The sequence below is a fragment of the Nocardia sp. CC213A genome (assembly GCF_030766805.1).
In the GTDB taxonomy this organism is placed as follows: Bacteria; Actinomycetota; Actinomycetes; order Mycobacteriales; family Mycobacteriaceae; genus Nocardia; species Nocardia otitidiscaviarum.
In genome coordinates, this window is sequence record NZ_JASFXA010000033.1 from 14588 (window position 1) to 27012 (window position 12425).

General features: G+C 69.2%; 9 protein-coding genes. 6 read left to right on the forward strand and 3 right to left on the reverse strand.

Annotated elements, in window-relative coordinates; genetic code table 11:
• The first annotated feature begins 19 nt into the window (after positions 1-19).
• The 3 genes from dnaJ (at position 20) to QJS31_RS35830 (ending at position 3264) form a co-directional block, all read left to right on the forward strand.
• The gene (gene dnaJ / locus QJS31_RS35820) at positions 20-1201 is read left to right on the forward strand and encodes a molecular chaperone DnaJ (RefSeq protein ID WP_039817994.1); all 1182 of its coding nucleotides are present in this window, start codon (positions 20-22) and stop codon (positions 1199-1201) included.
• On the forward strand, positions 1201-1599 hold the full coding sequence (locus QJS31_RS35825; RefSeq protein ID WP_029930851.1) for a heat shock protein transcriptional repressor HspR: 399 nt from the start codon (positions 1201-1203) through the stop codon (positions 1597-1599). The genes dnaJ and QJS31_RS35825 overlap by 1 nt, the downstream gene beginning before the upstream one ends.
• A gap of 492 nt (positions 1600-2091) precedes the next feature.
• Positions 2092-3264 (forward strand): globin domain-containing protein, encoded by a 1173-nt coding sequence (locus QJS31_RS35830; protein WP_282778745.1) that lies wholly within the window; start codon positions 2092-2094, stop codon positions 3262-3264.
• Between the two features lie 66 nt (positions 3265-3330).
• Here QJS31_RS35830 and QJS31_RS35835 read toward each other — a convergent pair whose 3' ends face one another.
• From QJS31_RS35835 to QJS31_RS35845, 3 genes are all read right to left on the reverse strand, one after another.
• Positions 3331-4113 (reverse strand): FAD-binding oxidoreductase, encoded by a 783-nt coding sequence (locus QJS31_RS35835; protein ID WP_282778747.1) that lies wholly within the window; start codon positions 4111-4113, stop codon positions 3331-3333.
• 52 nt (positions 4114-4165) lie between these two features.
• Entirely contained in the window at positions 4166-5323 is a 1158-nt protein-coding gene (locus QJS31_RS35840) for an FAD-binding oxidoreductase (RefSeq protein WP_029930854.1), read from the reverse strand.
• A 147-nt stretch (positions 5324-5470) separates the two neighbouring features.
• Positions 5471-6448 (reverse strand): NADP-dependent oxidoreductase, encoded by a 978-nt coding sequence (locus tag QJS31_RS35845; protein WP_282778749.1) that lies wholly within the window; start codon positions 6446-6448, stop codon positions 5471-5473.
• Between the two features lie 242 nt (positions 6449-6690).
• On the opposite strand from QJS31_RS35845, the gene clpB reads away from it, so the two are divergent.
• From clpB to QJS31_RS35860, 3 genes are all read left to right on the forward strand, one after another.
• A complete protein-coding gene (clpB, locus tag QJS31_RS35850; RefSeq protein ID WP_282778751.1) occupies positions 6691-9246 on the forward strand; it encodes an ATP-dependent chaperone ClpB in 2556 nt (851 codons plus the stop codon).
• 125 nt (positions 9247-9371) lie between these two features.
• Complete coding sequence (locus tag QJS31_RS35855; protein ID WP_282778753.1) at positions 9372-10268, forward strand: DUF5666 domain-containing protein; 897 nt, start codon at positions 9372-9374, stop codon at positions 10266-10268.
• Between the two features lie 59 nt (positions 10269-10327).
• Complete coding sequence (locus QJS31_RS35860) at positions 10328-11629, forward strand: hypothetical protein (RefSeq protein WP_282778755.1); 1302 nt, start codon at positions 10328-10330, stop codon at positions 11627-11629.
• Positions 11630-12425: the final 796 nt, after the last annotated feature.

Here is a 12425-nt window from a genome sequence, read left to right on the forward strand (position 1 = left end):
GGGAAGGAGGAGATGCCCGGTGAACCGGGAGTGGCTCGAGAAGGACTTCTACAAAGAGCTGGGTATTTCCTCCAGCGCTACCCAGGACGAGGTCAAGAAGGCCTATCGCAAGCTGGCCCGTGATCTGCACCCGGACAAGAATCCGGGGGACGTCAAGGCCGAGGAGCGGTTCAAGGCGGTCAGCGAAGCGCATTCGGTGCTGTCGGATCCGGAGAAGCGCAAGGAGTACGACGAGGCGCGGCGGCTGTTCGCCAGCGGCGGTTTCGGTCGCGGCGGTTTCGCACCGAGCGGCGGTTACGGCGGCACCGGCGGATTCAGCGGCGCCGAGTTCAATCTGGGCGACATCTTCGGCGGGGCGACCGCCGGGACCGGACCCGACGGCGGCCTAGGCGACATCCTGGGTGGGCTGTTCAACCGGGGCGGCGGCGCCCGTGCTTCCTCGCGGCCGCGGCGCGGCAGCGATGTGGAGACCGAGACGACCCTCGGTTTCCGCGAGGCGGCGCAGGGCGTCACGGTTCCCCTACGTATGACCAGCCCCTCGCCGTGTACGACCTGTCACGGCAGCGGTGCCAAACCGGGCACCAGTCCGCGAGTCTGCCCGCACTGCAATGGAACCGGCGTCATCAGCCGCAACCAGGGTGCGTTCGGATTCAGTGAACCGTGTGACGACTGCCGGGGCACCGGGTCGATCATCGACGACCCGTGCGTCGACTGCCGGGGCACCGGTATTCAGAATCGCACCCGCACCATCACCGTGCGCATTCCCCCGGGTGTGCGCGACGGTCAGCGCATTCGCTTGGCGGGCCAGGGTGAAGCGGGTCTGCGGGGCGCGCCCCCGGGCGACCTGTATGTCACCGTGCACGTCAGTGGGGACAAGGTCTTCGGCCGCAATGGCGACGACCTGACCCTGGTGCTGCCGGTCAGCTACAGCGAATTGGTGCTCGGGACAACCGTTTCGGTGCCGACGCTGGACGGCCGGGTGGGCGTGAAGGTGCCGCCGGGCACCGCCGACGGGCGTACCCTGCGGGTGCGCGGGCGCGGCGTTCCCAAGCGCGGCGGCGGTGCGGGTGATCTGCTGGTCACGGTGAAGGTCGCGATCCCGCAGAAGCTGGACGACAATGCCACCGAGGCGCTGCGGCGCTATGCGGAGGCGGAGAAGACCAGCGGTTTCGACCCGCGTGCTGGATGGGCAGGTGCGTGATGAATTCCGATCCGAAGAAGAGCTCCGAGACCCAGTACTTCCTGATCTCGGTGGCGGCGCAGCTGGCGGGCATGCACGCCCAGACGCTGCGGACCTACGACCGGCTTGGTCTGGTCTCGCCGCAACGCACTTCGGGCGGCGGGCGACGCTACTCCGATCGGGACGTGCAGCTGCTGCGCGAGGTGCAGCGGCTGTCCCAGGACGAGGGCGTCAATCTCGCCGGTATCAAACGGATCATCGAACTCACCAACCAGGTCGAGGAGTTGCAGCAGCGGGTGTCCGAGCTGACGGCGGAGGTGGAGCGGCTGCGGTCCGGGTACCGGCCCGATCAGCTCACGCCGCCGCAGCGCAGTACGGCCCTGGTGGTGTGGCAGCCGCGTAATCGACGGCAGCGGTAACCCACGACCCGACGCAGCGAGCAGCGTCCCGGATTCCGGGGCGCTGCTTTTTCTTTGCGGGCGGTGTGCTGGTGGATTCTCGTCGGCGGCGGTGCGGACGATCCGGATCGGCTCCGAAAACAATTCAAACCGGCCGGTTGTTTATTGTGGTGATTAGTGCGTTATGTCGGTATGCCGCAGAGTATTTGCGTTGCCAATGCGGTTGCGGGCCGATCGCTCCATTGCCGAGCCTTGCAAAATGATTCGCGCAAAATCGGTGAGACCCAGTCCGACTCGCCCGGCGTGTTGCAGGTGAGCGGTCTGTTTTATGTGACATTTGGGTGGTTATCACTTGTTTTAACGGAAATCTGGGCGTGTTGTTGAAACGAGCCGTTCCGTTGCTGGCAACCCTCGCCTACACTTGCTAGGCATCGGCTGCTGTCGAGTGTTCCGCAGCACCAGCACTCGGCCGTGCGGCCTGCGTTTCGAGTGCGAAATGGGGTTGTGACACATATGGATTCGCGGACCGTCGCATTGATTAGAACGACGTTCAAGGCGGTTGCTGCGGAAGAAGGTGGCCCCGAGAAACTCGCCCGCTCGTTCTACGCCATTCTCTTCACCGAGCATCCACAGGTTCGTGACTTCTTCCCGGCCGCCCTCGACGCCCAACGCGACCGCCTGGTCAAGGCGATCGCCTACGCCGTCGACCGGCTCGAGGAGCCCGACAAACTGCTCCCCTTCCTCGCCCAACTCGGGCGCGACCACCGCAAGTACGGCGTCGTCGCCGAACACTATGCGGCGGTGGCCACTTCGCTGAAGGCCGCCATGCAGGCGTACGCGGGCACCGAGATGTGGACCGACGAGGTGGAACGGGCCTGGGACACCGGGCTCGGCGTCATCGCCGACACCATGATCGGCGCGGCCGAGAAGGAGAGCACTCCGCCGGTGTGGACCGGCACCGTCATCGAACACCGTGAGGTGCTGCGCAATCTCGCCATCGTGCGGCTCCGGCTGGACCAGCCCATGCAGTACGCGGCCGGACAGTACATGAGCGTGCAGATCCCGTCGCGCCCGCGCATGTGGCGGTATCTGTCTCCCGCCGTGCCCGCGAATCCGCAGGGCGAGATCGAATTCCACATCCGCGGCGTCACCGGCGGGTGGGTGAGTCCGGCCATGGTCGGGCACACCAAGGTCGGGGAGCAGTGGCTCATCGGCTCACCGCTCGGCGGTCTGGGGGTGCCGCGCAACACTCGGCGCAAGATGCTCATGGTCGGCTGTGGCACCGGCATCGCCCCGCTGCGCGCCCAACTCATGGCCATGACGCAGCGAAGATCCAACCCCAAGGTCGATCTGTTCGTGGGCGGACACTACCCCTGCGACCTCTACGATCTGGAGACGCTCGGCCAGCTGGCCCGGGAGAACAAGTGGCTCAATGTCATTCCGGTCACCGAGAGCGAGGAGAACCCGTGGTGGGTGTTCGGTGACGCCGAGGAGGCGGAGCCGGAGTACCCCGGCCTCCAGCCGCGTCGCGTCGGTCAGATCGGCAAGATCGTCGCCGGATACGGATCATGGGCGGACCGCGATGTCCAGATCGTGGGCTCGCCCTCCATGGTGCAGACCACCAAGTTCCGCCTGATGGCAGCGGGCACCCCCACCGCCAATATCCGGCACGATCCGCTGTTCTGACGCCCGCGCCGGCCGAACCCGCTGTCGGAAACCCCCGCCGTCGAAACCCCGCTGTCGCAACCGCCGTCAGAATCCTTCGTAGCGGATGTGCTCCGCCGGTGCGCCGGTGGCGAGCAGCGTCTCCACCACCTGCTGGACCGGAGCGGCGTTGCCGCACACCAGGATCTGTTGCCGATTCAGTGGCCCGAAGCGGCCCACCACCTCCGCCAGACTGCCCGCCAGCATCTCCTCGGGCTGGAAGCCGATATCCACCCGGCACGCCTCGTGCCACTCGTCGACCCAGTCCGGGTCCTCGTCGGTCTGGACCACGGGAAGTACCGTCAGCCACGGCAATTCGCCGGTGAGCAGATACAGCATGTCCGAGGCGTAGAGATCGCGCGGACTACGCGCGCCGACGAACAGGTGGGTGCGCGGCGGCTCGGGCCGCCGGGCGAGATCCAGGATGAGCGCCCGCATGGGGGCCAACCCGGGGCCCTCGGCGACCATCACCACGTCGGTGGCCTCCGGATCCACCGCCAGCCAGCCCTCGGGAGCGCTGATCCGCCACTCGTCACCGGTGCGGGTGTCCGACACGATCGATCCGCTGCACCAGCCGCCCGGCACCGTGCGCACGTGGAACTCCAGCTTGCCGTCCAGCGACGGCGGCAGCGCGGGGTAGAGGCGGCGGATCATATTGGGGTGCTGCGGAACCCGCACGGCGACCGACTGCCCGGGAGCGAAGGGCACGAACTCGCCGATGAGCCGGATCACGGTCCAGTCCGCGCGCAGCCGGTGCGCGCCCACCACGGTCGCCGCCCGCTCCTCGGTATCGAGCGCCAGCGCGCCGGTGTCGTCGGGGCCCAGGGTCACCGCACACTCCTCACTACGGAAATCAACGAGATCACAACCGAGAACCGCGGGCTCACACCGGATCCGACGCGATGGCCCACTCGGGTGTGCCGACCGCCAGCAGGGCGCGCCTGGTGTCGGCGATCATGCGGGCCGAGCCCGCGATCTGGATCTGGCGGTCGGACCACGCGCCGAAGCTCGCCACCACCGCGCCCAGATTGCCGATGAGCCGCCGGTGCATGCCGTACGGGGTCTCGGCGGGCGGATACGGATGCCACCACGGATTGGATTCGTTCTCGCACACCGGAACCACCGTGAGCCACGGATTGGATTGCGAGAGCTGCCACATGTTCTCCACATCGTAGAGATCGCACGGGTAGCGCCCGCCCATGAACAGGTGCACGCGGGGATTGATGCCGCGCCTGCCCATTTCGATCAGCTGCGCGCGCAGCGGCGCGATACCGGTGCCGGAGCCGATCATGAGCACGTCCTTGCCGCTCTGCAGATCGACGTGCAGGCCACCCAGGGGGGCCGCGATCATCCAGCGGTCACCGATCTGGGTCTCGTTCACGATGGCCGGGCTCACCCAGCCGGTGCGCACCTTGCGCACGTGGAATTCGATCTCGCCGTACGGGTTGGTCGGGATGGCGGGGGATAGGTAGCGCCACATCTTGGGCCGCTGCGGGATGGCGACCGGAACGTACTGGCCGGCCAGGTACGGGATCGGCGTATCCGATTGCAGCCGCACGATCGCCAGATCGTCCACCACCCGGCGGTGTCCGACCACCGTCGCCTCCCAGTAGGGCTGCGACTTGTCGGAGTTCGCGCCGATGGCCATGGACGCCGAGATCAGGATGGTGATATCGCGCCAGCCCTCCTCGAGCCCGCGATTCCAGTGCACGCCGTTGTAGGTGCGGAAGGCGGCGAGCAGCGCCCGCCCGGCGATGTCGTAGTGCGCCGCCTCCACTCCGTACTTGCGATGGTCGCGGGCCAGCTGTTCCAGGAAGCGCTGCGCGCGATCCCAGTTCTCCAGATGGTCCAACACGAACTGAATGGCGGTGACCAGCCGCTTGGGTTGCATATCCATGGCGGGGGGAAACAGCTCACGCAGAGCCGGAATCTCCGCGAAGAGGTGGCCGTAGAACGCGCTGATCAGCCGTTCCGGCCCGCTCGGGGCCTCGACGACTGTCCGAAAGTTTGCGCGGACCAGCGCTGCAGTACGCGCATCCACGACGGCGAACTTTCCTTTCCTGAGCTGTTACCCCGGACACACCGGGTTTTCCAGCGGTCCTCCGCGTCAAGTATCCCTGAAAAACACAAGGTCGCACGGATATGGCCAAGGCTGCCCGGACACATCCGCGGTGAATCCCGCCTCACATCAGATGACCAGCACCGTTTTGCCCCGTGCGCCGGAGCCTCCGATGACCGTCGCCGCCTCCGCCAGCGGCACCGCGTGGTCGACCGGAACGACGAGGTCGCCCGCGGCGGCCGCCGCCAGCAGTCGGGCCAGACCCGCGGCGCTGCCCTGGGAATTGATATTGCCGCCCTTGATGCCGCGGGTTTGCAGATCCGCCGTATCCACCGATCCGATGGTGCTGAACACCGCGCCGCCCGGCCGCACCAGCGCGGCCAGTTCGCGCAGCGTCGCGGGCGGACTGACCAGGTCGAGCAGCGCGTCGATGCCGTCCGGATGGGTCATGCGGACCGATTCGGCGATGGTGGGCTGGGCGAGCGCGGGCTCGGGGGAGTCGGAGACGGGCACCGTGCGGCTGTAGTCGATCACCTCGGTCGCGCCCAACCGGATCATGCGGTCGGCGTCGTCGGGTCGGGCGGTGGCGATGACGTGTGCGCCCGCCGCGGCGGCCAACTGCACCAGGAACGAGCCGACGCCACCGGCCGCGCCGGGGATGAGGACGGTCCGGCCCGCGCCGACCGCCGCGCCCTCGAGGAGGTCGAGGGCGGTGAGTCCGGCGGTGGGCAGTGCGGCCGCCGCGAGCGCGGTGACCTCGTCGGGGAGCCGCGCGATGACGCTGTCGTGGGGTACGACGATGTACTCGGCGAAGGTGCCGTGTCCGACCGGTGGCACCAGCCATTTGCCCGCCACGCGGTCGCCGACGGCGAATTCCGGCACCCCTGCGCCGAGTGCCGAGACGGTGCCCGCGCCGTCCAGTCCCGGGATCAGCGGAAAGTCGTGCGGCAGTCGGCCGTCCAGCACGCCGTCGATGATCTTGCGGTCGAACGGGTTCACCCCGGCGGCATCCAGTCGAATCCGGAGCTGTCCCGGGCCGGGCTCCGGAACGGGCATATCCGCGGGCTCCGGAGTGCCGCCGAACTCTCGTACCACGATCGCGCGCATGGGGTCTCCATTCGGTCCGATGGACGAGCTGGTGATGCGTCGACGAACGACCTCGGCCATCGTAGGCACGGACACGGACCGCTTCGGGGAGATTCAGGGCAGTCGGTTTCTAGGGTCGGCGCGTAGCGTGATGTGTGACCTATGCCTCTGGTGTCGGCGCCCGAAAATTCGTCAGACTTGAGCGGAACAGACTCAACTCCGGTCGCGTTGGATTAGGCAGCGACTAGTAGGAAAGGGGACTCGTGGACTCGTTCAATCCCACCACCAAGACCCAGGCGGCCCTGACCGCCGCACTGCAGGCGGCATCCGCCGCGGGCAACCCGGAGATCCGTCCGGCGCACTTGCTGGTGGCGTTGCTGGATCAGACCGACGGCATCGCCGCCCCGCTGCTCAAGGCCGTCGCCGTCGATTCCGCGACGATTCGACGCGAGGCCCAGGACATCGTCGAACGGCTGCCGCGCGCCACCGGCGCGACCACCCAACCGCAGCTCGGCCGCGAAGCCCTCGCCGCCATCACCGACGCACAGCGCCTGGCCACCGAGATGGGAGACGAGTACGTCTCCACCGAACACCTCATGGTCGGCCTGGCCGCCGGTGACTCCGACGTCTCGCAGTTGCTGCTGAAGTACGGCGCCACCGCCGACGCGCTGCGCGAGGCGTTCACTCAGGTGCGCGGCAACACGCGCGTCACCAATCCCGATCCGGAGGGCAGCTACCAGGCGCTGGAGAAGTACTCCACCGACCTCACCGCCGCCGCCCGCGAGGGCAAACTCGACCCGGTGATCGGCCGCGACACCGAGATCCGGCGCGTGGTGCAGGTGCTCAGCCGCCGCACCAAGAACAACCCGGTGCTCATCGGCGAGCCCGGCGTCGGCAAGACCGCCATCGTGGAGGGCCTGGCCCAGCGCATCGTCGCCGGGGACGTGCCGGAATCGCTGCGCGGCAAGCGGCTCATCTCGCTCGACCTGGGCGCGATGGTCGCGGGCGCGAAATACCGCGGTGAATTCGAGGAGCGGCTCAAGGCCGTGCTGGAGGAGATCAAATCCAGTGCGGGACAGATCATCACCTTCATCGACGAGCTGCACACCATCGTCGGTGCGGGCGCGACCGGGGAATCCGCCATGGACGCCGGGAACATGATCAAGCCCATGCTGGCCCGCGGTGAGCTGCGGCTCGTCGGCGCGACCACGCTCGACGAATACCGCCAGCACATCGAGAAGGACGCGGCCCTGGAGCGCCGCTTCCAGCAGGTGCTGGTCGGCGAGCCGTCGGTGGAGGACACCGTCGGCATCCTGCGCGGGCTCAAGGAGCGCTACGAGGTGCACCACGGCGTGCGCATCACCGACTCCGCGCTGGTGGCCGCCGCCACCCTGTCGGACCGCTACATCACCTCGCGCTTCCTGCCGGACAAGGCCATCGACCTGGTGGACGAGTCGGCGTCACGGCTGCGCATGGAGATCGATTCCCGCCCCGTGGAAATCGACGAGGTGGAACGGCAGGTGCGCCGCCTCGAGATCGAGGAGGTCGCACTCGCCAAGGAGACCGACGAGGCGTCCAAGCAGCGGCTGGAGAAGCTGCGCTCGGAACTGGCGGATCTGCGCGAGAAGCTCAACCAGCTGATGACCCGCTGGCAGAACGAGAAGCAGGCCATCGACTCGGTGCGCGTCATCAAGGAGGAGCTGGAGTCGCTGCGCGGCGAATCCGAACGCGCCGAACGCGACAGCGACTACGCCCGCGCCGCCGAACTGCGCTACGGCCGCATCCCGCAGCTGGAGAAGCAGCTCGCCGAGGCCGAGCAGAAGGCCAAGGGCGCGGCCGACGGCGAGGTCATGCTCAAGGAGGAGGTCGGGCCGGACGATATCGCCGAGGTGGTGTCGTCGTGGACCGGGATTCCGGTGGGCAAGATGCTCGAGGGCGAGACCCAGAAGCTGCTCCGCATGGAGGAGGAGCTGGGCCGCCGCGTGGTCGGGCAGACCGAGGCCGTGCAGGCGGTGTCCGACGCGGTGCGCCGGGCCCGGGCTGGAGTGGCCGACCCCAACCGGCCGACGGGTTCGTTCATGTTCGTCGGACCGACCGGTGTCGGCAAGACCGAGCTGGCGAAGGCCCTCGCGGACTTCCTGTTCGACGACGAGCGCGCCATGGTGCGCATCGATATGAGCGAGTACAGCGAGAAGCACTCGGTGGCCCGGCTGGTCGGCGCGCCCCCCGGCTATGTCGGCTACGACCAGGGCGGTCAGCTCACCGAGGCGGTGCGGCGGCGGCCGTACACGGTGGTGCTCTTCGACGAGATCGAGAAGGCGCACCCGGACGTGTTCGACATCCTGCTGCAGGTGCTCGACGAGGGCCGGCTCACCGACAGCCAGGGCCGCACGGTCGACTTCCGCAACACCATCCTGATTCTCACCTCGAATCTGGGCGCGGGCGGTGAGCGCGACTTCGTCATGGCGGCGGTGCGCTCGGCCTTCAAGCCGGAGTTCCTCAACCGTCTCGACGACGTGGTCATGTTCCACCCGCTCGACGAGGAACAGCTCGAGCACATCGTCGACATCCAGCTCGACCAGTTGCAGCGCCGCCTCGCGCAGCGCCGCCTGAAGCTGGACGTCAGCGATTCGGCCCGCTTCTGGCTGGCCGTGCGCGGCTACGACCCGGCCTACGGCGCCCGCCCCCTGCGCCGCCTCATCCAGCAGGCCATCGGCGACACCCTCGCCAAGGAACTGCTGGCCGGTGAGGTGCAGGACGGCGACACGGTGAAGGTCAACGTCAGCTCCGACGGCGACACCCTCATCGTCGGCCGCTGACCCATCCCCGCGAGGCCCCGGAGGCACACCCTCCGGGGCCTCGCTGTGCTCGCACCGGAGGCAAATCAGACACCACACAGCGCAGTTCTCGGCTCCGGTCGTCCATCCAGCCTAGGCTGGAGTACATGACGAATCCGAGCGATCCGTGGTCGCGGCGACCCGAGTCGGGATCGGTGGACGGGCCGACCGAGCAGGTGTCGCCCGCCGCCGGGTCGACCGGGCACACCTCGGATTCCGACCCCACCACCGCGTACGACTATTTCGCGCAGCAGCCGGGGCCGGAGGCCACGCGGGTGCTGCCGCCGCACGACGATCAGTGGGGTGGTTACGAAAGCGGTGCGCCCAGCGCGTATCCCCCGACGGCGACCTACACCGCGTCCGGACACCAGGCTCCGGGGTACCAGGCCGGGGGATATCAGAGCGGGGGGTATCAGGCCGGGGGCTATCCCGGCTCCGGCCCCGCGTCGTATCCACCCGCGCCGGGCGGTCCCGGCGGGCCGGTGCCGCCGGGCGGCTACCAGCCGGGTTATCCGGGTGGCGGCCCGCAGCCGCCGCAGCGCAAGACCGGGCTGTGGATCGGGCTCGGCTTGGCCGCGCTGGCGCTGGTCGCGTTGGCCGGGGTCGTGGTGGGCACGCTGTTGGCGGATCGGGATACGTCGAATACCGCGTCCACCACGTCGCGCACCCAGCAGGTGCTGATTCCGACCTTCCCGAGCGAGACGGCGCAGCCGCTGCCCAGTGGCGTACCGCAGATCCCGGGGCTGGGTGAGATCGACGAGCTCGGCGCGACCATGGGCACCATCGCCAGCAACGACGGCTCCACCCTCACCATCGCGACCCTGTCCGGCCCGACCGTCACCGTGCACACCGACGATCGGACCCAGGTGATCTCGCTCGGCAGCGTCGCGGTGCGGGATCTTCCGATCGGCGAGATGGTGATGGTGCAGGGCGACAAGGCGGCCGACGGCTCGGTCACCGCGAAGATCATCATCAGTACGGCACTGCCCGGCGGAACCCGATGAACGGCAACGTGTCAGGCATGCTGGGCGGGTTCGAACCCAGCTGGATATGGTAGGCGGCGATGACGGCGATATGGTTCGGGTTGGCGGCGATCGCGCTGGTGGGCGCGATCGTGCTGCTGTTCTTCGATCGGCAGCAGCGACAGCGCACCGGTCACATCCGGCAGGTCTGGGCGAAATCCCAGGGCTACACCTATGTTTCGGTGGAACCGGCGCTCGCCAATACCTGGCGGCGCGGTGCCATGGCCAAACTCGGGTATCTGTCGGCGGTCGACGTGGTGTCGGGCAACCGCAAGGGTGAGAAGTTCGTGCTCTTCGATCTGGAGGACGCCGCCACCCTGGTCGCGGTGCGCCGCCAGATCGGCTCCGACATCGATATCGACCTGCGGCTGAAAACGGCCGCGCCGCCGAAGGATCACGATCTCGAACTGCTCGGGGCCATCGGCGACCGGGTCGTCTTCGCGACCAATCCCGATATCGCGCGCCACGCCGTGGACCAGCGCATGGTGGCCTTCATCGAATCGCTGCCCGATACCGTGCAGATGCTGTGGAGCGAGGGCAACTGGACCCTCGGCATGCTGCCGGTCGGGGCGGGCTCCCGGGATTGGGAGATGGCCATCGACGCGGTGCTGCGCCTGTCCGGTCTGCTGCACGTGCTGCCGCCGGTGGTGAACGCCCCCGAGCATCGCGGCGGTCGCCCGCCCGCACCCGAGGCCCGCGAGGACGGCCGACCGCAGCGCGGCGGCACGGTGGTGGCCGACGACGAGGACGACGACTACGACGGCCATGACGAGTACGGCGATTACGGCGATCCCGACCCGCACGCACCCGCCACCCGCCACCTGCCCCCGCGCTCGGGCGATCCGCTGCCCTTCCCCGAGGACGAGGCCGCCGACGATTACGCGCCGCTGGTGAAAGACATTGCCGGAGAAAGCGAACCGGAACCCGAGGCGGAGGGCTGGCGGCCCGCCCTCAAGGTCGTCCCGGATCCGCGCGGGCGGGTCCGCCGCAACTGGCCCCCCGCTCCCGAGGAAGAGCCCGAGTGGGACGACGAGGATCCCGCCCCCCGCCGCGATCCGGACGCCGACGCGGAGTGGGACGAGGACTGGCGCGCGGACGATCGCGACGCGCGAGAGCGGCGCGCGGACGATTCGGATCAGGACGGCGAGTGGCGCGGCGACGACCCCGTCCGGGACCGCGAGTGGCACGAGGACGACCGCGACCCCGACTGGCGTGCGGACGACGCGCGCGGGCAGTACGCCGACGAGGAGCCGCGCGACGACTACCGCGACGACCGGGACGAGCCGCCGGGCGGCCCGTTCCACCCGGGCTTCCGCCCGTACCAGGGTCCCGCGCCCCGGTGACGCGTCGCCCCGCGTTCCCCGCGGGGCCGAACCCGTGTCTCCTACGGGCCCGATCCTGACGGTGGTCGTGCCCGGTTCGGCATTTCCGGCAACAGCCGCACCCGGCCCGATCGGGCACCGGTGTCACGCGCGGACGGGTGTTCCGCCGGGGCGCGGCCGTGCCCGACGTACACCGGCGTTTCGTGGTCCGGTGCGCCGTTCGCCGCGCCGCGCTACGCCACTGCCTGCGTTCCGCAGTGCGGCCGCCACTCCGCAGGGACGGGGGCTTCCCCGACCACGTCACGGCGGTGCCCGGTGGCAGCTGTCGCACCCGCGCAGCCGTCGGAGGCAGCGCGTCACACCCGCGCGTCCGTCCGGTGTCGGTACCGGACGGGGTGTGCCGATGCGCACCGGCCGCCGGTGACATGCCGTGGGGGCCATCCGGCCGCGACCCGTGCCCGGCGTGCGACGCCGCTTCGGCGGGCGCCGCGCGACTCCTGCTCTCGGCAGGACCGCCCACCTCCGTCGTACCGGTGCCCCCCGGGTCGCGTCGCTGGTGCGGTGGCTACCGGGGCGCCCGCGCACCCGTCCGCCGTCGGCACCGATTGGGTTGTCCCGGCGGCCGATTCGCACCGGCCGCCGGTGTCGGGACGGTCTGGCCACCGCACGTCCCGGCGCGGCGTACGCTGTTTCCGTCGCCGCGCCTTCGTGCAATCGGGCGTGGTCGGCCGTCCTCCCGCGCGGTCGCGGCGGAGTGGTCGTCCCGGAGTGGGACCGCCCTCGTCAGGCGGTGTCGGTGGTGGGGACGTTGTGCTCT

Excerpts from the sequence above, each read along its gene's own strand:
- QJS31_RS35825 (WP_029930851.1), top strand. The coding sequence starts at position 1,201 with ATGAATTCCGATCCGAAGAAGAGCTCCGAGACCCAGTACTTCCTGATC.
- QJS31_RS35830 (WP_282778745.1), top strand. The coding sequence starts at position 2,092 with ATGGATTCGCGGACCGTCGCATTGATTAGAACGACGTTCAAGGCGGTT.
- QJS31_RS35845 (WP_282778749.1), bottom strand. The coding sequence starts at position 6,448 with ATGCGCGCGATCGTGGTACGAGAGTTCGGCGGCACTCCGGAGCCCGCG.
- QJS31_RS35855 (WP_282778753.1), top strand. The coding sequence starts at position 9,372 with ATGACGAATCCGAGCGATCCGTGGTCGCGGCGACCCGAGTCGGGATCG.
- QJS31_RS35860 (WP_282778755.1), top strand. The coding sequence starts at position 10,328 with ATGACGGCGATATGGTTCGGGTTGGCGGCGATCGCGCTGGTGGGCGCG.